This is a genomic window from Pseudomonas danubii, from assembly GCF_042980055.1.
GTDB classification, from domain to species: domain Bacteria; phylum Pseudomonadota; class Gammaproteobacteria; order Pseudomonadales; family Pseudomonadaceae; genus Aquipseudomonas; species Aquipseudomonas danubii.
The window spans coordinates 5,508,460-5,529,208 of the sequence record NZ_CP116502.1 but is presented as its reverse complement, the minus strand read 5'-3'; the positions used below and the strand labels follow the sequence as shown (position 1 = coordinate 5,529,208).

General features: G+C 63.1%; 22 protein-coding genes and 1 pseudogene. 11 read left to right on the top strand and 12 right to left on the bottom strand.

Annotated features, from left to right (window positions below; all coding sequences use genetic code 11):
- Positions 1-40: 40 nt before the first annotated feature.
- Both aat and trxB read right to left on the bottom strand, forming a co-directional pair.
- Positions 41-721, bottom strand: coding sequence for a leucyl/phenylalanyl-tRNA--protein transferase (aat, locus tag PFZ56_RS24855; RefSeq protein ID WP_170004535.1), 681 nt, complete (start codon positions 719-721; stop codon positions 41-43).
- 72 nt (positions 722-793) lie between these two features.
- A complete protein-coding gene (gene trxB / locus PFZ56_RS24850; RefSeq protein WP_110652829.1) occupies positions 794-1,744 on the bottom strand; it encodes a thioredoxin-disulfide reductase in 951 nt (316 codons plus the stop codon).
- Positions 1,745-2,039: 295 nt separating this feature from the next.
- Here trxB and PFZ56_RS24845 point away from each other — a divergent pair, with 295 nt between their 5' ends.
- The 6 genes from PFZ56_RS24845 to cysG all read left to right on the top strand — a co-directional run bounded on the left by PFZ56_RS24845 (position 2,040) and on the right by cysG (position 9,562).
- Entirely contained in the window at positions 2,040-4,448 is a 2,409-nt protein-coding gene (locus PFZ56_RS24845) for a DNA translocase FtsK (RefSeq protein ID WP_102881781.1), read from the top strand.
- A 68-nt stretch (positions 4,449-4,516) separates the two neighbouring features.
- Positions 4,517-5,140, top strand: a complete 624-nt coding sequence (lolA, locus tag PFZ56_RS24840) for an outer membrane lipoprotein chaperone LolA (protein ID WP_102881780.1) — start codon at positions 4,517-4,519, stop codon at positions 5,138-5,140.
- 33 nt (positions 5,141-5,173) lie between these two features.
- A complete protein-coding gene (locus PFZ56_RS24835; RefSeq protein ID WP_170004537.1) occupies positions 5,174-6,499 on the top strand; it encodes a replication-associated recombination protein A in 1,326 nt (441 codons plus the stop codon).
- On the top strand, positions 6,496-6,870 hold the full coding sequence (crcB, locus tag PFZ56_RS24830; protein ID WP_102881779.1) for a fluoride efflux transporter CrcB: 375 nt from the start codon (positions 6,496-6,498) through the stop codon (positions 6,868-6,870). Before PFZ56_RS24835 ends, crcB begins: the two co-directional genes overlap by 4 nt.
- A 16-nt stretch (positions 6,871-6,886) precedes the next feature.
- Positions 6,887-8,167, top strand: a complete 1,281-nt coding sequence (gene serS / locus PFZ56_RS24825) for a serine--tRNA ligase (RefSeq protein ID WP_102881778.1) — start codon at positions 6,887-6,889, stop codon at positions 8,165-8,167.
- Positions 8,168-9,562 (top strand): siroheme synthase CysG, encoded by a 1,395-nt coding sequence (gene cysG, locus PFZ56_RS24820; RefSeq protein WP_102881777.1) that lies wholly within the window; start codon positions 8,168-8,170, stop codon positions 9,560-9,562.
- A gap of 67 nt (positions 9,563-9,629) precedes the next feature.
- Here the strand turns inward: cysG and PFZ56_RS24815 are convergent, their stop codons facing one another.
- The 6 genes from PFZ56_RS24815 to tusD form a co-directional block, all read right to left on the bottom strand.
- On the bottom strand, positions 9,630-10,631 hold the full coding sequence (locus tag PFZ56_RS24815; protein ID WP_170004539.1) for a glutathione S-transferase family protein: 1,002 nt from the start codon (positions 10,629-10,631) through the stop codon (positions 9,630-9,632).
- A gap of 88 nt (positions 10,632-10,719) precedes the next feature.
- Complete coding sequence (locus PFZ56_RS24810) at positions 10,720-11,721, bottom strand: glycosyl transferase family protein (RefSeq protein ID WP_170004541.1); 1,002 nt, start codon at positions 11,719-11,721, stop codon at positions 10,720-10,722.
- Positions 11,718-12,053, bottom strand: coding sequence for a TusE/DsrC/DsvC family sulfur relay protein (locus PFZ56_RS24805; RefSeq protein WP_016966956.1), 336 nt, complete (start codon positions 12,051-12,053; stop codon positions 11,718-11,720). The genes PFZ56_RS24810 and PFZ56_RS24805 overlap by 4 nt, the downstream gene beginning before the upstream one ends.
- Positions 12,050-12,346: a sulfurtransferase complex subunit TusB gene (gene tusB / locus PFZ56_RS24800; protein ID WP_102881774.1), complete on the bottom strand. Its 297-nt coding sequence runs from the start codon at positions 12,344-12,346 to the stop codon at positions 12,050-12,052. The genes PFZ56_RS24805 and tusB overlap by 4 nt, the downstream gene beginning before the upstream one ends.
- The gene (gene tusC / locus PFZ56_RS24795; RefSeq protein ID WP_102881773.1) at positions 12,346-12,708 is read right to left on the bottom strand and encodes a sulfurtransferase complex subunit TusC; all 363 of its coding nucleotides are present in this window, start codon (positions 12,706-12,708) and stop codon (positions 12,346-12,348) included. Before tusC ends, tusB begins: the two co-directional genes overlap by 1 nt.
- 1 nt (position 12,709) lies before the next feature.
- Positions 12,710-13,102, bottom strand: coding sequence for a sulfurtransferase complex subunit TusD (gene tusD, locus PFZ56_RS24790; protein WP_123394598.1), 393 nt, complete (start codon positions 13,100-13,102; stop codon positions 12,710-12,712).
- A gap of 186 nt (positions 13,103-13,288) precedes the next feature.
- Here tusD and PFZ56_RS24785 point away from each other — a divergent pair, with 186 nt between their 5' ends.
- Positions 13,289-14,038, top strand: a complete 750-nt coding sequence (locus tag PFZ56_RS24785; protein ID WP_102881771.1) for an SDR family oxidoreductase — start codon at positions 13,289-13,291, stop codon at positions 14,036-14,038.
- Between the two features lie 12 nt (positions 14,039-14,050).
- On the opposite strand, the gene PFZ56_RS24780 is transcribed toward PFZ56_RS24785, so the two are convergent.
- From PFZ56_RS24780 to PFZ56_RS24765, 4 genes are all read right to left on the bottom strand, one after another.
- On the bottom strand, positions 14,051-14,755 hold the full coding sequence (locus tag PFZ56_RS24780) for a YoaK family protein (protein WP_110596117.1): 705 nt from the start codon (positions 14,753-14,755) through the stop codon (positions 14,051-14,053).
- A gap of 42 nt (positions 14,756-14,797) precedes the next feature.
- Entirely contained in the window at positions 14,798-15,133 is a 336-nt protein-coding gene (locus PFZ56_RS24775) for a DUF6388 family protein (RefSeq protein WP_110596116.1), read from the bottom strand.
- Between the two features lie 36 nt (positions 15,134-15,169).
- Complete coding sequence (locus PFZ56_RS24770; protein ID WP_102881768.1) at positions 15,170-15,670, bottom strand: RDD family protein; 501 nt, start codon at positions 15,668-15,670, stop codon at positions 15,170-15,172.
- Positions 15,671-15,772: 102 nt separating this feature from the next.
- Positions 15,773-16,681 (bottom strand): LysR family transcriptional regulator, encoded by a 909-nt coding sequence (locus PFZ56_RS24765; protein WP_110596114.1) that lies wholly within the window; start codon positions 16,679-16,681, stop codon positions 15,773-15,775.
- Positions 16,682-16,806: 125 nt separating this feature from the next.
- Here PFZ56_RS24765 and PFZ56_RS24760 point away from each other — a divergent pair, with 125 nt between their 5' ends.
- From PFZ56_RS24760 to PFZ56_RS24745, 4 genes and pseudogenes are all read left to right on the top strand, one after another.
- The gene (locus PFZ56_RS24760) at positions 16,807-17,955 is read left to right on the top strand and encodes a muconate cycloisomerase family protein (protein ID WP_170004545.1); all 1,149 of its coding nucleotides are present in this window, start codon (positions 16,807-16,809) and stop codon (positions 17,953-17,955) included.
- Positions 17,956-17,965: 10 nt separating this feature from the next.
- The gene (gene catC, locus PFZ56_RS24755; RefSeq protein WP_016966965.1) at positions 17,966-18,256 is read left to right on the top strand and encodes a muconolactone Delta-isomerase; all 291 of its coding nucleotides are present in this window, start codon (positions 17,966-17,968) and stop codon (positions 18,254-18,256) included.
- Positions 18,257-18,307: 51 nt separating this feature from the next.
- Complete coding sequence (catA, locus tag PFZ56_RS24750; protein ID WP_102881766.1) at positions 18,308-19,237, top strand: catechol 1,2-dioxygenase; 930 nt, start codon at positions 18,308-18,310, stop codon at positions 19,235-19,237.
- A gap of 153 nt (positions 19,238-19,390) precedes the next feature.
- Positions 19,391-20,344, top strand: a pseudogene (locus PFZ56_RS24745) (AraC family transcriptional regulator); the annotation flags it as partial.
- Between the last annotated feature and the right edge of the window lie 405 nt (positions 20,345-20,749).

Genomic DNA, 20,749 nt, shown 5'->3' with positions numbered 1-20,749 from the left:
AGCTTTGAAATTAAGTGTAAGCCACAGCCGTCAAACCCGCCTAGGAAACCCATATGGCGCGGCTCGGCTGATCCAGGTGACGCGCGAGGTAGTCGGCGAACTCGGGTCGGGAAATGGAGCGCGCACCCAGGCTGTGCAGATGCTCGGTAGGCATCTGGCAGTCGATCAATACAAATCCCCACTCCTTCATATGCTGTACCAGAGTGGCGAATCCGAATTTCGAGGCGTTGTCGGCACGGCTGAACATCGATTCGCCAAAAAACAGTTGGCCCATGGCCAGGCCGTACAGCCCTCCCACCAACATGCCTTGATCCCAGACTTCCACCGAATGGGCATAGCCGCGCTGATGCAATTGCAAATAGGCCTGTTGCATCGCCTCGCTGATCCAGGTGCCGTCGGCATAAGCCCGAGGTGCTGCGCAGGCACTGATGACCGCGGCGAAGTCCTGGTCGAACGTCACTTGATAGCGCTGTTTGCGCAACAGCTTGCCCAGGCTGCGGGAGACATGCAGCTCGTCCGGCAGTAGCACGGTGCGCGGGTCAGGGGACCACCAGAGGATCGGTTGACCCTCGGAAAACCAAGGGAAGCAGCCGTGACGATAGGCCTGAATCAGGCGATCGGCGGACAGATCACCACCCGCAGCCAGCAGCCCGTTGGGCTCGCGCATGGCCTTTTCCAATGGGGGGAAATCAAGCTTGTTGCGTTGTAACCAGGTCAGCATGGCATCCAGACTTACGGCAGGGGAGGGCGGTGGCAGGCCGATGATGGCCCGCCACAAGCGTAGGGCGAGGGCTTAGTTGTCGTCGAGGAATTTTTCTGCATCCAGAGCTGCCATGCAGCCGGCACCGGCGGACGTAATGGCCTGGCGGTAGACGTGATCGGCCACATCGCCGGCGGCGAATACTCCCGGGATGCCGGTGGCGGTGGCATTGCCTTCGCTGCCACCCTTGATCAGCAGGTAGCCGTCACGCATCTCTAGTTGCCCCTGGAACAGCTCTGTATTGGGCTTGTGGCCGATGGCGATAAACACCCCAGCCAGTGCCAGATCCTTGGTTTCTCCGCTGTGGCTGTCCTTGAGGCGGGCGCCGGTAACGCCGCTGGCATCACCCAGCACCTCGTCCAGATGCTGGTTCCAATGCAGGCGGATATTGCCGTTGGTGGCCTTGTCGAACAGTTTGTCCTGGAGGATTTTTTCTGCGCGGAGCTTGTCGCGGCGGTGCACCAGGTGCACTTCCTTGGCGATGTTGGACAGGTACAGGGCCTCTTCCACGGCGGTATTGCCACCACCCACCACGGCCACCACCTGATTGCGATAGAAAAAGCCGTCGCAGGTGGCGCAGGCGGAAACCCCTTTGCCGGCAAACGCTTCTTCCGATGGCAGGCCCAAGTACTGCGCCGACGCGCCGGTGGCGATGATCAGCGCGTCGCAACTGTAGGTGCCGCTGTCGCCGATGAGGATAAACGGCCGTTGCTGCAACTGAGCGGTGTGGATGTGGTCATAGACGATCTGGGTGTCGAAGCGCTCCGCATGTTTCTGCATGCGCTCCATCAGCACCGGGCCGGTCAGGCCTTCGGCGTCACCAGGCCAGTTGTCGACGTCGGTGGTGGTAGTCAGTTGGCCACCGGCTTGCAAGCCGGTGATCACTGTCGGTTTGAGGTTGGCACGCGCGGCATAAACGGCGGCGCTGTAACCGGCAGGGCCAGAGCCCAGAATGATCAGGCGTGAATGCTTCGCTTGGTTCATAAAAACACCTCATAAGCCTTTGTCACAAAAGAGAATGCATGCTCCAATTGAACAGTGCGTATTACGCAATTGGCTATGCTTAACAGACTGTTCTGACGTGGCATGGTGTGAACAAACCCGTACAATACGACGATGTACCAGGCTTATTCAGAATTGCACCGTTTCAGAAGCAAGGGGCAGAGTGTTAAAAGTAGCCCCAGTTACGCCGGTCAACTTTATTTACCTGCTCGGATTGAGCAGTATCTTGTAGTCAATCACCCGTTGGACGCGCTTATGGCGCAGGAAAAGACGCGTTTTGAAGAAATCCACCGCAGCACCTAAACCTGTTGTTCCGCTCTGGCGTCAGCAATTGCACTACCGGCTCAAGGAAGGTGCATTGATCGCCATTGGAGCCCTGTGCCTGTTCTTGATGATGGCACTTCTGACCTACGGTAAAGATGATCCGGGTTGGAGTCATAACAGCAAGATCGAAGATGTGCAGAACTTCGGCGGTCCCGCAGGCTCTTACAGCGCCGATATCCTGTTTATGGTGTTGGGTTACTTCGCCTATATCTTCCCGTTGCTGTTGGCGATCAAGACTTACCAGATCTTCCGCCAGCGCCATGAACCCTGGCAGTGGAGCGGCTGGCTGTTTTCCTGGCGGCTGATTGGCCTGGTGTTCCTGGTGCTGTCTGGCGCTGCCCTGGCACATATTCATTTCCATGCTGCCACAGGCCTGCCGGCCGGTGCCGGTGGTGCTCTGGGCGAGAGCCTGGGCGACCTGGCCAAGAATGCACTGAACGTGCAGGGCAGTACCCTGATGTTCATTGCCCTGTTCCTGTTCGGCCTGACGGTGTTCACCGACCTGTCGTGGTTCAAGGTGATGGACGTCACAGGCAAGATCACACTTGACCTGTTCGAACTGTTCCAGAGCGCCGCCAATCGTTGGTGGGATGCTCGCGTCGAGCGCAAGCAACTGGTGGCGCAATTGCGCGAAGTGGATGCCCGGGTCGATGAGGTGGTGTCCCCGAGCATTGCCGACAAGCGCGAGCAGGCCAAGGTCAAGGAGCGTCTTATCGAGCGCGAACAGGCCTTGAGCAAGCACATGTCCGAGCGCGAGAAGCAGGTGCCGCCGGTGATCACTCCGGTGGTCACCAAGGCGCCGGAGCCGAGCAAGCGCGTGCAGAAAGAGAAGCAGGCACCGCTGTTCGTCGACAGCGCGGTGGAAGGCACCTTGCCGCCGATCTCGATCCTCGATCCGGCGGAAAAGAAACAGCTCAATTACTCCCCCGAATCCCTGGCGGCCGTCGGCCATCTGCTGGAAATCAAGCTCAAGGAATTCGGCGTCGAAGTTGCGGTGGATTCCATCCATCCCGGCCCAGTGATTACCCGTTACGAAATCCAGCCGGCGGCCGGGGTGAAAGTCAGCCGTATCGCCAACCTGGCCAAGGACCTGGCGCGTTCCCTGGCGGTGACCAGTGTGCGCGTGGTGGAAGTGATTCCCGGCAAGACCACCGTGGGCATCGAGATCCCCAACGAAGACCGGCAGATCGTGCGCTTCTCCGAAGTGCTCTCGACCCCGGAATACGACAACTTCAAATCCCCGGTCACCCTGGCCCTGGGTCACGACATCGGCGGCAAGCCGATCATCACCGACCTGGCGAAAATGCCTCACCTGCTGGTGGCCGGTACCACCGGTTCCGGTAAGTCGGTGGGGGTCAACGCGATGATCCTGTCGATCCTGTTCAAGTCCGGCCCGGAAGACGCCAAGCTGATCATGATCGACCCGAAGATGCTCGAACTGTCGATCTACGAAGGCATTCCGCACCTGCTGTGCCCGGTGGTCACCGACATGAAGGACGCGGCCAACGCCCTGCGCTGGAGCGTGGCGGAGATGGAGCGGCGCTACAAGCTCATGGCCAAGATGGGCGTGCGCAACCTTTCGGGCTTCAACGCCAAGGTCAAGGAAGCCATTGAGGCCGGTACGCCGCTGGCGGACCCGCTGTACAACCGCGAAAGCATCCACGACGAAGCGCCGCTGCTGACCAAGTTGCCGACCATCGTGGTGGTGGTGGACGAATTTGCCGACATGATGATGATCGTCGGCAAGAAGGTTGAAGAACTGATCGCCCGTATCGCCCAGAAGGCCCGTGCTGCCGGCATCCACTTGATTCTCGCGACCCAGCGGCCGTCGGTGGACGTGATCACTGGCCTGATCAAGGCCAACATCCCGACCCGCATGGCGTTCCAGGTGTCGAGCAAGATCGACTCGCGGACCATCATCGACCAGGGCGGCGCCGAACAACTGCTGGGCCACGGTGACATGCTCTACATGCCACCGGGCACCAGTCTGCCGATTCGTGTCCACGGTGCCTTCGTCTCCGACGATGAAGTGCACCGCGTGGTGGAAGCCTGGAAACTGCGCGGCGCGCCGGAATACAACGACGACATCCTCAACGGCGTCGAAGAGGCGGGCAGCGGTTTCGAAGGCAGCAGCGGCGGTGGTGACGGTGATGATCCGGAAGCCGACGCGCTCTACGACGAAGCCGTGCAGTTCGTCCTGGAAAGCCGCCGGGCCTCGATCTCGGCGGTACAGCGCAAGCTGAAGATTGGCTACAACCGCGCTGCCCGGATGATCGAAGCCATGGAAATGGCCGGGGTGGTGACGGCGATGAACACCAACGGCTCCCGCGAAGTGCTGGCGCCGGGCCCGATGCGCGACTGATCCCTGTTTCGTTTTCAGCGGCGTGAGGCCACGCCGCTCGCATACCCATCCAATTTATGAGGAATTCCATGCGCCTGATTCGCATGTTGCTGCTGCCGGTACTGGCTGTGACCTCCCTGTCGGCCCACGCCGACCCCAAAGACGTGGCCCGCCTGACCCAGTTGCTGGAAAAGTCCCAGACCCTGACCGCGCGTTTCTCCCAGCTGACCCTGGACGGCAGCGGCACCCAGTTGCAGGAAACCGCCGGCGAGATGTCCCTGCAGCGCCCAGGCCTGTTCTACTGGCACACCGATGCGCCACAAGAACAGCTGATGGTTTCCGACGGCCAGAAAGTTTCCCTGTGGGACCCGGACCTGGAGCAGGTGACCATCAAGAAGCTCGACCAGCGCCTGACCCAGACCCCAGCCTTGCTGCTGTCCGGTGACGTGTCGAAGATCAGCGAAAGCTTCGACATCACCTCCAAGGAGGCCGGTGGTGTGATGGACTTCACCCTCAAGCCGAAAACCCGCGACACTCTGTTCGACAGCCTGCGCCTGTCGTTTCGCAACGGCATGATCAACGACATGCAGTTGATCGACAGCGTCGGCCAGCGCACCAATATCCTGTTCACCGGGGTCAAGGCCAACGAAGCGATCCCGGCGTCCAAGTTCAAGTTCGACATCCCCAAGGGTGCCGATGTGATCCAAGAGTAAGCAGCCGCAACCGCAAGGTTTCGAAGGTAGTCCATGGACCTGTTTCGTAGTGCCCCGATCGCCCAGCCACTGGCCGCACGCTTGCGTGCGACCAACCTGGACGAGTACGTCGGTCAGCAGCACCTGCTGGCTCGGGGCAAGCCGCTGCGTGAGGCCTTGGAGCAGGGTGCCCTGCATTCGATGATCTTCTGGGGCCCTCCGGGAGTGGGTAAGACCACCCTGGCGCGGCTGCTGGCGGAAGTCTCGGATGCTCACTTCGAAACCGTCTCGGCGGTGCTGGCCGGGGTCAAGGAGATCCGCCAGGCGGTGGAAATCGCCAAGCAGCAGGCCGGGCAATACGGGCGGCGGACCATCCTTTTCGTCGATGAAGTGCACCGTTTCAACAAGTCCCAGCAGGATGCCTTCCTGCCCTACGTGGAAGACGGCACGCTGATTTTTATCGGCGCCACCACGGAAAACCCGTCCTTCGAACTCAACAACGCCTTGCTCTCCCGGGCCCGGGTCTATGTGCTCAAGAGCCTGGATGAAGCGGCCCTGGGCACCCTGGTACAGCGCGCCCTGACCGAGGAGCGCGGTCTGGGCAAGCGCCAGTTGCGCCTCAGCGACGAAGGTTTCCAGATGCTGCTGTCGGCGGCCGATGGCGATGGCCGGCGCATGCTCAATCTGCTGGAGAACGCCTCGGACCTGGCCGAAGACGGCGGCGAGATCAGTGTCGATCTGTTGCAAAGCCTGTTAGGGGATACCCGCCGCCGTTTCGACAAGGGCGGCGAGGCGTTCTATGACCAGATTTCCGCCTTGCACAAATCCGTGCGCGGCTCCAACCCCGACGGCGCCCTGTATTGGTTTTCACGCATGCTTGATGGCGGTTGCGACCCGCTGTACCTGGCCCGGCGCGTGGTGCGCATGGCCAGCGAAGACATCGGCAACGCCGACCCGCGGGCGCTGAGCCTGTGCCTGGCGGCTTGGGATGTACAGGAGCGCCTGGGCAGCCCTGAAGGCGAGCTGGCGGTGGCCCAGGCCATTACCTACCTGGCCTGTGCGCCGAAAAGCAACGCCGTGTACATGGGCTTCAAGGCCGCCATGCGCGCCGCTGCCGAGCACGGTTCCCTGGAAGTGCCGATCCATCTGCGCAACGCCCCAACCAAGCTGATGAAGCAGTTGGGTTACGGCGACGAGTACCGCTACGCCCACGACGAGCCGGATGCCTACGCCGCCGGTGAAGATTACTTTCCCGAAGAACTCGAACCCTTGCCGCTCTACCAGCCGGTGCCCCGTGGCCTGGAACTGAAGATCGGCGAGAAGCTCAAGCACCTGGCCGCCCTTGACCGGGCCAGCCCCCTGCAGCGGAGAAAACCTTGATCCCTCTGATCCTCGCAGTTTCCGCCGGCGGCGTGGCCGGTACCCTGTTGCGCTTCACCACGGGCAACTGGATCAACGCCAATTGGCCGCGGCACTTCTATACCGCGACGCTGGCCGTTAATATCGTGGGCTGCCTGCTGATCGGCGTGTTGTACGGACTGTTCCTGGTCCGTCCGGAAGTGCCGATCGAAGTGCGTGCCGGTTTGATAGTGGGCTTCCTCGGTGGCCTGACGACTTTTTCATCCTTTTCACTGGATACCGTGCGTCTGCTGGAAAGCGGACAAGTGGTGCTGGCCCTGGGCTATGCGGCACTGAGCGTATTCGGCGGGCTGCTTGCTACCTGGGCCGGCCTGTCCTTGACCAAACTTTGATAAACGAGAGAACGACATGCTCGATTCCAAACTGTTACGTAGCAACCTCCAGGACGTAGCGGATCGTCTGGCATCCCGCGGCTTTGCCCTGGATGTGGCACGCATCGAAGCGCTGGAAGAACAGCGCAAGACCGTGCAGACCCGCACCGAGCAACTGCAGGCTGAACGTAACGCGCGCTCCAAGTCCATCGGCCAGGCCAAGCAACGCGGCGAAGACATCGCCCCGCTGATGGCCGACGTTGAGCGCATGGGGAACGAGCTGAGCACCGGCAAGGTGGAGCTGGAAAACATCCAGAGCGAACTGGATTCGATCCTGTTCGGCATTCCCAACCTGCCTCACGAATCGGTGCCGGTCGGCGAAGACGAAGACGGCAACGTTGAAGTGCGCCGCTGGGGCACCCCGACCACCTTCGACTTCCCGATCAAGGACCACGTGGCCCTGGGCGAAACCCACGGCTGGTTGGATTTTGAAACCGCGGCCAAGCTGTCCGGCGCGCGCTTCGCCCTGTTGCGCGGCCCTATCGCCCGTCTGCACCGCGCCCTGGCGCAGTTCATGATCAACCTGCACACCGGCGAGCACGGCTACGAAGAGGCCTACACTCCGTATCTGGTGCAGGCTCCGGCCCTGGTGGGCACCAGCCAGCTGCCGAAGTTCGAGGAAGACCTGTTCAAGATCACTCGCGAAGGCGAAGCCGATCTGTACCTGATCCCGACCGCCGAAGTGTCCCTGACCAACATCGTGGCCGGCGAGATCCTCGATCCGAAGCAACTGCCGCTGAAGTTCGTCGCCCACACGCCGTGCTTTCGCAGTGAAGCCGGTGCTTCGGGCCGCGACACCCGCGGCATGATCCGCCAGCACCAGTTCGACAAGGTCGAGATGGTCCAGGTGGTCGAGCCGTCGACTTCGATGGAAGCCCTGGAAGGCCTGACCGCCAACGCCGAAAAGGTCCTGCAACTGCTGCAACTGCCGTACCGCGTACTGGCCCTGTGCACCGGCGACATGGGCTTCAGCGCGGTCAAGACCTACGACCTGGAAGTCTGGGTGCCGAGCCAGGACAAGTACCGCGAGATCTCCTCGTGCTCCAACTGCGGCGACTTCCAGGCCCGGCGCATGCAGGCACGCTTCCGCAACCCGGAAACCGGCAAGCCGGAGCTGGTGCACACCCTCAACGGTTCCGGCCTGGCCGTGGGCCGCACCCTGGTGGCGGTGCTGGAGAACTACCAGCAGGCCGACGGTTCGATCCGTGTGCCGGACGTGCTGAAGCCTTACATGGGTGGTCTTGAGGTCATCGGCTAAATGGAATATCTGCCGCTGTTTCACAACCTTCGCGGCAGTCGTGTGTTGGTGGTCGGTGGAGGGGAGATTGCCTTGCGCAAATCCCGTCTGCTGGCCGATGCCGGTGCGCAGCTGCGAGTGGTCGCACCTGAAATAGAAGCGCAATTGCAGGAACTGATCGTCGCCAGCGGCGGTGAGTCCCTGCTGCGCGGGTATGTCGAGGCCGACCTCGACGGCTGCACCCTGATCATCGCCGCCACCGACGACGAATCCCTCAATGCCCAGGTTTCCGCCGATGCCCATCGGCGTTGCGTCCCGGTCAATGTGGTGGACGCGCCGGCCCTGTGCAGCGTGATCTTTCCCGCTATCGTCGACCGTTCGCCGCTGGTCATCGCGGTCTCCAGCGGCGGCGATGCACCGGTGCTGGCGCGGTTGATCCGGGCCAAGCTGGAAACCTGGATTCCCTCCACTTATGGCCAACTGGCCGGGTTGGCGGCGCGTTTTCGGGCACAGGTCAAAGGCCTGTTTCCGGATGTGCAGCAGCGCCGGGCGTTCTGGGAAGACGTATTCCAGGGTCCTATCGCCGATCGCCAACTGGCGGGGCAGGGTGCGGAAGCCGAACGTCTGTTGCAGGCCAAGATTGCCGGCAAGGCGCCCCATGCGCCGGGCGAGGTGTATCTGGTGGGTGCGGGCCCGGGTGATCCGGACCTGCTGACCTTTCGCGCCCTGCGCCTGATGCAACAGGCCGACGTGGTGCTCTACGACCGTCTGGTGGCACCGGCGATTCTCGACCTGTGCCGCCGCGATGCCGAGCGCATCTACGTTGGCAAGCGCCGCGCCAATCATGCCGTGCCTCAGGAGCAGATCAACCAGCAACTGGTGAACCTAGCCCGGCAAGGCAAGCGCGTGGTGCGGCTCAAGGGTGGCGATCCGTTCATCTTTGGCCGTGGCGGCGAAGAGATCGAAGAACTGGCGGCCCACGGCATTCCATTCCAGGTGGTGCCGGGGATTACCGCGGCCAGTGGTTGCTCGGCCTATGCCGGGATTCCCCTGACTCACCGCGACTACGCGCAGTCGGTGCGCTTTGTCACCGGTCACCTCAAGGACGGCACCAGCAACCTGCCCTGGAGCGACCTGGTGGCGCCAGCGCAGACCCTGGTGTTCTACATGGGCCTGGTGGGTTTGCCGACCATCTGCGAGCAACTGATCAAGCACGGGCGCAGCGCCGACACTCCGGCGGCCCTGGTTCAGCAGGGCACCACCAGCAACCAGCGAGTCTTCACCGGCACCCTGGCCAACCTGCCGACGCTGGTGGCGGAGCACGAAGTGCACGCGCCGACCCTGGTGATCGTTGGCGAAGTGGTCCAGCTACGCGAGAAGCTGGCCTGGTTCGAAGGCGCTCAGTCCGAGGTCTGAAAAGCTTCGCCGGCAAGCCGACTCCTACAGGATCGATGTAGGAGCTGGCTTGCCAGCGAAAGCGTTCTCAACCCCTGCACCAAACCCCTTGTCCGCTCAACCGTTGCCGATCATGGGCGCGGCTGAAGTCCTGCTGCGGCCCCTTTGGCACAATTCCGGTCGGATTGATGGTGCTATGGCTGGCGTAGTAGTGCCCCTTGATATGGGCAAAATCCACCGTCTCGGCAATCCCCGGCCACTGGTACAACTCCCGCAGCCAGTTCGACAGGTTGGGATAATCGGCAATCCGCTGCAGGTTGCACTTGAAGTGGCCGTAGTACACCGCATCGAAACGGATCAGCGTGGTGAACAGCCGCACATCGGCTTCGGTCAGGTACTCGCCGGCCAAGTAGCGCTGCTTGTCCAGCAACGCTTCCAAAGCGTCCAGCTCGGCAAAGACATCATCGAACGCCGACTCATAGGCCTTTTGTGACGTGGCAAACCCGGCGCGATACACGCCATTGTTCAGCGCTGGATAGATGCGTCCGTTGAGTTCGTCGATCTGTGCGCGCAATGGTTGCGGATAAAAATCCAGGTCATTGCCGGTCAGGCCGTCGAAGGCGCTGTTGAACATGCGGATGATCTCCGCCGACTCGTTGCTGACGATGCGCTGTTGCTGCTTGTCCCACAGCACCGGCACGGTGACGCGACCGGTGTAGTCGGCGCTGTCGGCGGTATAGCGCTGGTGCATGAAGTCGAAGTGATCCAGAGCATCACCGCTGGAGCCGAAGGCGCTGTCGAAGGTCCAGCCGTTCTCGCGCATCAGCCAACTGACCACCGAGACGTCGATCAGCGGTTCCAGGCCCTTGAGCTTGCGCAGGATCAGCGTGCGGTGGGCCCAGGGGCAGGCCAACGATACATAAAGGTGATAGCGCCCGGCCTCGGCGGCAAAGCCGCCTTCGCCGCTGGGTCCCGGATTGCCATCGGCGGTGACCCAGTGGCGGCGTTGCGCCTGTTCCCGTTGGAAGGCGCCGTCCTTGCCGCTTTCGTACCACTGGTCATGCCAGCGCCCTTCAATCAGCAGACCCATGAAATGCTCCTCAGCGATTTTGCGTTGGAGTGCAGTCTATTGCGCTGGGTTCGAACAAAAAGCGCAAAACTTGGGCAATCAGGATCGATTAGATCGATCTGTCCCGGGCGTCCCAGTATTGTTGGGCGCGCTCGAAGGCCTGCTCCCGAGGCATGCCCAGGCCGCGCAAAGCCAGGGCCATGGTCGCCAGCAGGGCCAGTTGCGGGTAGCTGTCCTCAACATCACCGCGCCACAGCGCCAGGAGGTGCTCGGGTTCCAGGCTGGCCGGCTTCACATGGCGTTGTGCCGACAATGCCGGCCATTCCTCGTCCCAGCTGACGCCACCGGTGCTGCCGTACAGATGGCTGGTGGTGTCCGGGTTGATCTCGATCTCGCCGCCGTCACCCTTGATCACGATGACGTTGTCCCCCAGCAGGCCGCTGGCATCGCGGTGCACCGCCTGATAGCCGGGGTGGAAGATGCTCTGCAGGCCGCAACGGGCGCCCAGGGGATTGAGAATGCGCGCCAGGGAGTGGATCGGTGAGCGCAGGCCGAGGATGTTGCGCAAATCGATCATCCGTTGCAGCTGGGGCGCCCAGTCGCCTAGCGGCATGAAGGCCAGGTTGCCCTGGTCCAGTGCTTTGCCGACCGATGGCCAGTCACGGCACAGTGGAATCCCCAGGGGCTCCAGCAACTGTTCGGTGTACAGGCGCCCGGCGGTATGGGCGCCGCCGCCGTGGAGCAGGATGCGCACGCCGTTCTGCGCCAGGCACTTGGCCGCAAGCAGGTACCAGGGCAGGTGGCGCTTCTTGCCGGCGTAGGTCGGCCAGTCGAGGTCCAGGGCAATGGCCGGGGTGTTGAGGCGTTCGCGCAAGGCCTCGGTGAAGCCCGCCAGCTCTTCCGGGCTTTCTTCCTTGTGCCGCAGCAGCATGAGGAAGGCGCCCAGCTGAGTGTCCTCGACCTTGCCGTCCAGCAGCATGCCCATGGCTTCCCGGGCTTCTTCGCGGGTCAGGTTGCGCGCGCCGCGCTTGCCCTTGCCAAGGATGCGCACGAACTGGGCGAACGGGTGCTCTTGCGGGGTCTGGGTGATCAGGGGGGCGAAATCGTTCATAGGCAATTGGTCGGCTTCGGCAGGCCCGCCAGCTTGGCGGCAAGTTTGGCGGGAGTGCCTTTGAACAGACGGTTCAGGTGCAGGCTGTTGCCCTTGTCCGGGCCCAGCTTGAGGGCGGTGTACTTGATCAGCGGGCGGGTGGCCGGGGACAACTGGAACTCTTTATAGAAGCCCTGCAGCAATTCGAGGATTTCCCAGTGTTCCGCGCTCAGTTCCAGCTCTTCGTTGGCGGCCAGGGCTTGGGCCACGTCGGCGGACCAGTCGTCGAGGTTGACCAGGTAACCGTCCTTGTCCAGTTCGATGGCGCGAGCGCCCACAGTCAGGGTACTCATAGCCAGGTATTGACCTTGTCATGCTCAATCGACAGGTCGACGAAGCCTGGGTAATCCACCGCCTTGGCCCAGGTCGGCAGCTCCAGGCCCCGGGCTTGCAAGTCCTCTTCCAGCACATACAGCTTCAGGCCGCTGCGGGCGCCCAGTTCGCCGTAAAGAGTGGTGCCCGGCTGCAGGGCATAGGCGGCGTCGCCGCACAGCAGCAGGCCATCGGCGCTGCCCAGCAGACGCAGGCAACTGCTCAGGCGGGTGTCGGTGAAGGGCGAGTGGGACAACACGTGCAAGGTCGACATCAGAGGGTAATCACCTGGTCAAAACGGTCGATGATCCCGGCCAGTTCCGGGGCGTTGAGCAGCTGTACCGCGTCAAGGCTCAAGGTTGCCGGGTCCAGGCCACGAGCAGCTAGGCTGGCGCTGCAGGCAAACAGTTCGTCGACGCCGAACAGCGACAACGCCTGCAGGTTGGCGCTCAGGTCCTTTTGCCGCAGCAAGGAAGCCTTTTGCCCCGGCGCCAGTTGCAGCACGCCATCGTCGAGAAACAGCAGGCCGATCGGCAGGTCGAAGGCGCCGCCGGCCAGGACGATATCCAGGGCCTCCCGGGCACCAGGGCCGGACCAGGGCGCCTGACGGCTGATCAACAACAGGGATTTGGCCATCTCACGCCCCTCCAAAACAGATCAGGCGGTCGGCGGCCTGTACCGCGTCATGCAATTGCCCGAGCCCCGACAGCTCCCACGGCGCCTCGACGCTCACCGCCGTGCGCTGATAGCGCTGGGCTTCGTCGGCATTCAACACGCCGCGGCGCAGGGCCGCGGCGATGCACACCACGCCATCGAGCTGATGCTGCTCGATAAATTCGCGCCATTCCCGGGGCATGTCCTGTTCGTCCTGGGGCGTGACGATGCTGTTGGCGGCGTTGTAGACGCCGTCCTGGTAGAAAAACAGCCGGACAATCTCATGCCCGCCTGCCAGCGCCGCCTGGGCGAACAGCAGGGCGCGGCGCGAGGACGGCGCGTGAGCGGCGGAGAACAGGGCGATGGCGAACTTCATGACGGACTCGATGGATAAAACTGCGGCCATGATAAAGCTTTCTCCTTGGATCGGCTAAACCCCTTTCGCCCCGAAGGCTCTGGCTCCGGGAGCCCAGGACATATCGGGTAAAGCTTTGCCCGGGCCCTGAAGCAGCAACCAGGGATAGACTCGCGCCTTCAATCAACCTGGGACAAGGAGCAAGGGATGATGGATTTGAATTCGGCGGTGGTGGTGGTCACCGGTGCCGGTCGTGGTTTGGGCGCGGCACTGGCCATCAGTCTGGCGGACCTGGGCTGCAAGCTGATTCTCTGTGGGCGCAATGCCGAGGCCCTGGCGCAGGTGAGTGCGGCCATCGAGACGCGCACCGGCCAGGCTGCCGATTGCGTGGTGGTGGATCTGGCCAACAGCGACAGCGTCAAGGCGGCCCTGGCGGAGATTCATGTGCGCCAGCCCCAGGTGGACATTCTGATCAATAACGGCGCCATGTGGTTGGAGGCCAGCGAGCAGCCCCACAGCGCGGCCGAGGTCACCGGAGTGATCGATGCGGCCCTGACGGGCACCTTCCTACTGACCCAGGGCCTGATGCCGGCGCTCAAGGCCTCCACGCGTCCAGACATCGTCACCATCGGCTCCATCAGCGGCTTGCCCAATGCCCCCCTGCACAGCGTGTCGCTGCCGTTCTACGCGGCCAAGCACGGGCAACTGGCCCTGGCCGACGGTCTGCGCCAGGTGCTCAAGGGCACGCCGGTGCGCTCGCTGTGTGTGCATCCGCCGTATCTGGAGGACATTTCGCCGCTGGACCCGGCCTGGCAGCAGGTTCCGGCACGACAGAAGGGCGAGCAGGGCACCAACCGCGACGTGGTGGAAGCGGTGGTCTTCGCCCTGACCCGACCGCGGCACATCAGCCTGTCATCGATCGTCATCGATACCGACAGCGGCGGTCTGTTCGACTGATGGACGTACAGGTCAGCGGGTCTTGTAGCCCAGTTGCCAGCGGCGCGGAATCTTCAATGACGCCACCCCTAGCAACGCTGCAAACAACCCGCTGACATACAGCGCCTTGAGCCCCAGGTGTTGTTCCAGCAGGGCACCCAGCACCGCTCCGGCGAACATCCCGCTCCAAGGCACCAGTTGCACTCGCCAGCCGTTGCGCCGATCACCGAGCATCCAACGCCCCAGCCCACGGCCAAAGCGCGACAGGGCCCCGGTGACATAGGTCAGGCCAATGGGCAGGCCGTTCACTTCCTCCACTGCCGCATTGAGCATGCCCATGGCGATAATGGCCGCCAGCAGGGCCGGCAGATGCTGCTCGAAGGGCCAGGCGGCGGACGCGCAGAGCAATGCGCCGATGCTCAGCAGCAAGGGCAGGGCGCGGTGCCCGGCCAGGCGGCTGACCACCACGCCCAGGGCGTTACCGACGATAAAGGTCGCCACCAACAGCAGCAGGCGCAGCACCAGGCCCAGCTCGCCATCGCTGATGGCCACCGCCATGCGCGTGGTGTTGCCGCTCATGAAAGACACGAAATCGCCAGTGGCCATGAAGCCGATGGCGTCGGTCATGCCAGCCAGCACCGAAAGGCAAGCCACCAGCCCGAGGCCGACCCGCCCACGCCATTTCTGCGTGTGCTGCAGGGCGGCGCTGGCCGATTGGGTGGAAGTCGAAGGCAACATCGTCGGTTCTCCTGAACAGGGACTACGGGGGACGCGTGCGGGTCAAGGTTGTGGATCGAGAGGATGCAGGGCGCAGTATTCATCCCACGGCATGCCGGCCATTTCCGCCACTTCCCTGTGCACTTCAAGGCGCTGGGCGTGGAATTCCTCGGGGCTGGCGGCGGTCAGTTGCAGGCTCAACTCCCAGGCGAACAGCCCCAGGCGCTCGGCTTCGGCTTCAAAGGCTTCATGCAGGCGTTCGTTGCGGTACTGCTCGGGCGTCTCGCCCTTGACCTGGGCCTCCAGCGGATTGAGCTTGTCCAGGGCTTCGCGCAGTTCGGGGCGGGCGGCGAGAAATCTTTCCAAGGCTATTTCGTGGTGCAGGGCATCGGCGGGCATCGGGGCTCCTTGAGGGGAACGGACAGTCTTCAGGCATCAAGCCCGGGACAGGGGATGTGCTGGCATTTCACTGCGTATCTGCTGCAGATCCTTGTGCGGGATCACGTAGGTGCGGGCGAGCATATCGCCTATTCGCTGGCAGCGGCTTGATTCCGCACAGGCCATCAGCGGGACAAAGGCGAATGCGGCCTCCAGATGGCGGGTGGCGCTTCTGATCAGTACCTGGATCAGCGTCGGCGGCGTCCCGGCGGCGTTGATCACCACCAGGCCCAGGGCGCACTTGCCGGGCGTGCGGCCCTTGAAGAAATACTCCCAGGCCACGAAGTACAAGGGCCAGACCAGCATGAACAGCATTGAGTGTAGGTAGGGCTCCAGCCCCGTCTGTTGCTCGAGGTCGAGCAAGCGTCTGACCGGCTGCAACGCCAGCACCCCGTGCAGGCTCAGCGACAGGAGCACATACACTGCCAGCGCCAGCACCTGGTCGAGCATGAAGGCGGCGGCGCGGCGCAGGATTAGTTGGGTTCTTGAGACTTCCATGGTCGATTCCAGAGTTTTTTCCATCATATCGGGCGCAGTGTAATCCCCGCAGGGCGGGGTGTAGCAGTGGTTTTGACGGGGGCCTACTGCACCCGCACCGAGTCAGCTGACCACGGGCTGTTCGCGACCGATCTCGCTGCGCAACTGGGCAATCAGGTGCAGGCAGTGGGTGAGCCCCGGCGACGGCTCGCCGACCCGGCGGCTGAGGATGATCGGCGAAGTGGCCTCGGGTTCCTGTAGCGGGCAAAAACCGATGTCGTCGCGATGCAGCACCTGCACCGAGGCCGGCACCAGGGTGATGCCGATGCCGGCGCCCACCAGGCCGATGGCGGTCTGCAATTCGTTGGTCCACTGGGCGATCTTCAGGTTCAGGCCGCGGGCACTGAACAGCGCGATCACATGGTCGGCGTAGCTCGGCCGCGGGTTGGCCGGATACAGCACAAAGGGCTCGTTGGCCAGTTGCTCAAGGCTCACCTCTTGTCCCAGCAAGGGATGGCCGGCGGGCAGGGCGACCACCAGTCGGTCCTCGGTCAGCACCCTCTGCACGATGGCCGGGTCGTCGATGTGAATCCGCCCGAAGCCGATGTCGATGCGTCCCGCCTTCAAGGCTTCCACCTGTTGCAGGGTGGTCATTTCCGACAATCCCAGTTCCAGCTCCAGGGTTTCGTTGCTGCGCAGGCGGCGGATCAGTTGCGGCAGCACGCCGTACAGGGTCGAGGGGGCAAAACCGATGCCCAGCCAGGTCTTGTGCCCCAGGCCAATGCGCCGGGTGTTGTCGCAGACCTTGCCCAACTGCTCCAGCACCCGGTTGGAATGTTCATAGAAAAACCGCCCGGCGGCGGTCAGGCGCAGCGGTCGGCTGCGTTCCAGCAACACCACCCCCAACTCGTCCTCCAACTGCTGGATCTGCCGGCTCAAAGGCGGTTGGGCGATGTGCAGGCGTTCGGCGGCGCGGGTGAAATTGAGGGTTTCCCCCAGCACCTGGAAGTAGCGCAGATGACGCAATTCCATGACAGCTCCCCTGTAGAGAAGTACATACCTTTAAGGTATCAAGCCAGACCAATTCTATATTGGAACCCCGGAAAAAGCCGGGACAGAATCGAGCGCAGAACTTCAAGAACCTCATGGGTATGGACATGCACGCTTTTGCCATTGAATCGATCGAAACGATCATCGTCGATCTGCCGACCATTCGCCCCCACAAGCTGGCCATGCACACCATGCAGAACCAGACCCTGGTGCTGATCCGCCTGCGCTGCGCCGACGGCATCGAAGGCCTGGGGGAATCCACCACCATCGGCGGCCTGGCCTATGGCAATGAAAGCCCGGACAGCATCAAGACCAATATCGACCGCTTCTTCACCCCGCTGCTGATCGGCCAGGACGCCAGCAACATCAACGCCGCCATGCTGCGCCTGGAGCAGAGCATCCGCGGCAACACCTTCGCCAAATCCGGTATCGAAAGCGCCTTGCTCGACGCCCAGGGCAAGCGCCTCGGCCTGCCGGTCAGCGAACTGCTGGGCGGCCGCGTACGCGATGCACTGCCGGTGGCCTGGACCCTGGCCAGCGGCGACACCGCCAAGGACATCGCCGAAGCCGAGAAAATGCTCGACCTGCGCCGCCACCGCATCTTCAAGCTGAAGATCGGCGCCGGTGAAGTGGACCGCGACCTGGCCCACGTGATCGCCATCAAGAAGGCCCTGGGCGATCGCGCCAGCGTGCGGGTCGACGTCAACCAGGCCTGGGACGAAGCCGTGGCCCTGCGCGCCTGCCGCATCCTCGGCGGCAACGGCATCGACCTGATCGAACAACCGATTTCGCGCAACAACCGCGCCGGCATGGTGCGCCTGAATGCCAGCAGCCCGGCGCCGATCATGGCCGACGAATCCATCGAATGCGTGGAAGACGCCTTCAACCTGGCCCGGGAAGGCGCTGCTTCGGTGTTCGCCCTGAAGATCGCCAAGAACGGCGGCCCCCGCGCCACCCTGCGCACCGCGGCGATTGCCGAGGCAGCGGGCATCGGCCTGTACGGCGGCACCATGCTCGAAGGCGGCATCGGCACCCTGGCCTCGGCCCACGCCTTCCTGACCTTGAACAAACTGAGCTGGGACACCGAGCTGTTCGGCCCGCTGCTGCTGACCGAGGACATCCTCGCCGAGGCGCCGGTGTACCGGGATTTCCACCTGCATGTCTCAAGGGCACCGGGCCTTGGCCTGAGCCTGGACGAAGAGCGCCTGGCGTTCTTCCGTCGCGACAAAACCACCCCCGTGCTGCATCACACCTGAGGAGGGCTGCATGCTATTCCACGTGAAAATGACCGTGAACCTGCCGGTCGACATGAACCCCGAGCGCGCCGCGCAACTGAAAGCCGAGGAAAAGGCCCTGGCCCAGCGCCTGCAGGCCGAAGGCAAGTGGCGTCACCTGTGGCGCATCGCCGGGCTGTACGCCAACTACAGCGTGTTCGACGTCGACAGCGTGCAGGAACTGCACGACACCCTGATGCAATTGCCGCTGTACCCGTACATGGCCATCGAAGTTAACGCCCTGTGCAGGCATCCTTCGTCCATTCATGAGGATGACCGCTGAGTTCGCATCAGCCCGTTCACCACTCTAATAAATACAAGATGAGGATTAATCATGAACGTCAGAATTTCCCAGACTGCCAGCGCCCAACGCTTTCTTGAAGAAGCCAGCGGCCAGTTCACCGAAGGCGGCAACCCTCGGGCCAAGGCCATCGTCTACCGCATCCTGCGGGACACCGTGAACATCATCGAAGACCTGAACGTCACCCCGGAAGAATTCTGGAAAGCCGTCAACTACCTCAACGTCCTCGGCGCCCGCCAGGAAGCCGGCCTGCTGGCCGCGGGCCTGGGCCTGGAACACTACCTGGACCTGCTGATGGACGCCGCCGACGAACAGGCCGGCAAGACCGGCGGCACCCCGCGCACCATTGAAGGCCCGCTGTACGTGGCCGGCGCGCCCCTGAGCCAGGGCGAAGCGCGCCTGGACGACGGCCTCGACCCGGGTGTGGTGCTGTTCATGCAAGGGCAAGTGACCAACACTGCCGGCGAACCCCTGGCTGGCGCCATTGTCGACGTCTGGCACGCCAACACCGGTGGCACCTATTCCTACTTCGATGGCAGCCAGTCGGAGTTCAACCTGCGCCGGCGCATCGTCACCGACGCCGAGGGCCGCTACCGTTTTCGCAGCATCGTGCCGTCCGGCTACGGCTGCCCGCCAGAAGGCCCGACTCAGCAACTGCTGGATCAACTGGGGCGTCACGGCCAGCGCCCGGCGCACATCCACTTCTTCATCTCGGCCGATGACCATCGCCACCTGACCACCCAGATCAACCTGGACGGCGACCCGTACCTGCACGACGACTTCGCCTACGCCACCCGCGACGAGCTGATCGCCAAGATCACCTTCAGCGAAGACCAGGCCCGGGCCAAGGAACTGGGCGTGAGTGGCCGCTTCGCGGAAATTCACTTCGACTTCACCCTGCAGTCTTCGGCCCAGCCGCAAGAGCAGCAGCGCCACGAACGGGTGCGTGCCCTGGAGGCCTGACCCCAGCACGGCAAGACCGAGCCACGGACGCCTTGTGCGGCCCGTGGCTTTTTTCGTTGTCGGCCTGGGCTTTTTGACCTTTCGTGATTGCCTGCCTGCGCGGCCTGCCACCGCGCGGTGCAGCCCAACAAGAACAATCAGAGTGACCCGATTATGCAAATGCATCTGTTGAGTGAACGCAGCCGCGTGTTTGTTCAAGCCGATCCCCATGCCGTGTCCGGTTACGTCAATCAGCACGTGGGCAGCCACTGCATCCGCCTGCCCCGGGCTGGCCAGCCCCAGGCCAGCCTGCAGCACCGGGCCCTGGCCAGCCTGGATTTGTGCAGCATCAGCTACGGCGGCAGCGTGCGCGTCACCTCGCCGGCGCTGGAAAGCATCTACCACCTGCAAGTGCTGCTGCGGGGTCACTGCCTGTGGCGCGGCCGTGGCCAGGAACACTACTTCACCCCGGGGGAACTGCTGCTGATCAACCCCGACGACCCGGTGGACCTGACCTATTCCGACGACTGCGAAAAATTCATCATCAAGATTCCCACCCGCCTGCTGGAAACTGCCTGCCAGGAACAGCGCTGGCAGTACCCGGGGCAGGGCGTGCGCTTTCTGCGCCAGCGCTACCAACTGCAGGAGCTTGAAGGCTTCGTGCCCTTGCTCAGCCTGTTGTGCCAGGAGTCCGAAGCCCTGCAGGCCATGCCCAAGGTCCAGGAGCACTACGCGCACATTCTGGTGGGCAAACTGCTGGGCCTGATGCAGACCAACGTCCAGCGCGGCACCCTGAGCGCGTCGGCGGCGACCTTCGAATGCATTGCCGACTACATCGAACGCAACCTCAAGCACGACATCGGCTGCGAAGAGCTGGCGCAACAGGCGCGCATGAGCCTGCGCTCGCTGTACGCGCTGTTCGAACGCAATGCCCGCACCACGCCGAAGAACTACATCCGCCAGCAGAAACTGCAACGGGTGCACGCCTGCCTCAGCGACCCGCAATGCCCGGTGCGCAACGTTACCGAACTGGCCCTGGATTTTGGCTTCCTGCACCTTGGGCGTTTTGCCCAAAGCTACCGCCAGCAATATGGCGAACTGCCCTCCGACACCCTCAAGCGCCGCCACTGCCCGGCCCGCCCCGCTATGGGCATTCGTTCCGACCTGTGCCTGGCGATCACCCGGCAGACCTTCGGCGTCCTCGGGATCCCTGCGTCTCCTGCGGAGCCGTTCGCAGCCTGCGGCAGCGGTTACATACCCCTGTAACCTCTGCCGAGCCTGCGAGGCTGCGAAAAGGTCCGCAGGACCTTGCCTGGCGATCACCAGCCGAACCTCCAGTGGCCTTGAGATCCTTGCGTCCCTACGGGCCGTTCGCAGCCTGCGGCAGCGGCTACATACCCCTGTAGCCGCTGCCGAGCCTGCGAGGCTGCGAAAAGGTCCGCAGGACCTTGCCTGGCGATCGCCAGTCGAACCTCCTGCGGCCTTGAGATCCTTGCGTCCCTTCGGGCCGTTCGCAGCCTGCGGCAGCGGCTA

What these genes read in the sequence shown, in the direction of transcription:
- PFZ56_RS24815 (WP_170004539.1), bottom strand. Translation starts at nt 10,631, where the DNA reads ATGGGTCTGCTGATTGAAGGGCGCTGGCATGACCAGTGGTACGAAAGC.
- PFZ56_RS24780 (WP_110596117.1), bottom strand. Translation starts at nt 14,755, where the DNA reads ATGTTGCCTTCGACTTCCACCCAATCGGCCAGCGCCGCCCTGCAGCAC.
- tusB (WP_102881774.1), bottom strand. Translation starts at nt 12,346, where the DNA reads ATGTCGACCTTGCACGTGTTGTCCCACTCGCCCTTCACCGACACCCGC.
- PFZ56_RS24770 (WP_102881768.1), bottom strand. Translation starts at nt 15,670, where the DNA reads ATGGAAGTCTCAAGAACCCAACTAATCCTGCGCCGCGCCGCCGCCTTC.
- cysG (WP_102881777.1), top strand. Translation starts at nt 8,168, where the DNA reads ATGGAATATCTGCCGCTGTTTCACAACCTTCGCGGCAGTCGTGTGTTG.
- PFZ56_RS24765 (WP_110596114.1), bottom strand. Translation starts at nt 16,681, where the DNA reads ATGGAATTGCGTCATCTGCGCTACTTCCAGGTGCTGGGGGAAACCCTC.
- PFZ56_RS24805 (WP_016966956.1), bottom strand. Translation starts at nt 12,053, where the DNA reads ATGAGTACCCTGACTGTGGGCGCTCGCGCCATCGAACTGGACAAGGAC.
- PFZ56_RS24775 (WP_110596116.1), bottom strand. Translation starts at nt 15,133, where the DNA reads ATGCCCGCCGATGCCCTGCACCACGAAATAGCCTTGGAAAGATTTCTC.
- PFZ56_RS24760 (WP_170004545.1), top strand. Translation starts at nt 16,807, where the DNA reads ATGCACGCTTTTGCCATTGAATCGATCGAAACGATCATCGTCGATCTG.
- PFZ56_RS24785 (WP_102881771.1), top strand. Translation starts at nt 13,289, where the DNA reads ATGATGGATTTGAATTCGGCGGTGGTGGTGGTCACCGGTGCCGGTCGT.
- aat (WP_170004535.1), bottom strand. Translation starts at nt 721, where the DNA reads ATGCTGACCTGGTTACAACGCAACAAGCTTGATTTCCCCCCATTGGAA.
- PFZ56_RS24835 (WP_170004537.1), top strand. Translation starts at nt 5,174, where the DNA reads ATGGACCTGTTTCGTAGTGCCCCGATCGCCCAGCCACTGGCCGCACGC.
- serS (WP_102881778.1), top strand. Translation starts at nt 6,887, where the DNA reads ATGCTCGATTCCAAACTGTTACGTAGCAACCTCCAGGACGTAGCGGAT.
- tusC (WP_102881773.1), bottom strand. Translation starts at nt 12,708, where the DNA reads ATGGCCAAATCCCTGTTGTTGATCAGCCGTCAGGCGCCCTGGTCCGGC.
- catA (WP_102881766.1), top strand. Translation starts at nt 18,308, where the DNA reads ATGAACGTCAGAATTTCCCAGACTGCCAGCGCCCAACGCTTTCTTGAA.
- lolA (WP_102881780.1), top strand. Translation starts at nt 4,517, where the DNA reads ATGCGCCTGATTCGCATGTTGCTGCTGCCGGTACTGGCTGTGACCTCC.
- catC (WP_016966965.1), top strand. Translation starts at nt 17,966, where the DNA reads ATGCTATTCCACGTGAAAATGACCGTGAACCTGCCGGTCGACATGAAC.
- trxB (WP_110652829.1), bottom strand. Translation starts at nt 1,744, where the DNA reads ATGAACCAAGCGAAGCATTCACGCCTGATCATTCTGGGCTCTGGCCCT.
- PFZ56_RS24810 (WP_170004541.1), bottom strand. Translation starts at nt 11,721, where the DNA reads ATGAACGATTTCGCCCCCCTGATCACCCAGACCCCGCAAGAGCACCCG.
- tusD (WP_123394598.1), bottom strand. Translation starts at nt 13,102, where the DNA reads ATGAAGTTCGCCATCGCCCTGTTCTCCGCCGCTCACGCGCCGTCCTCG.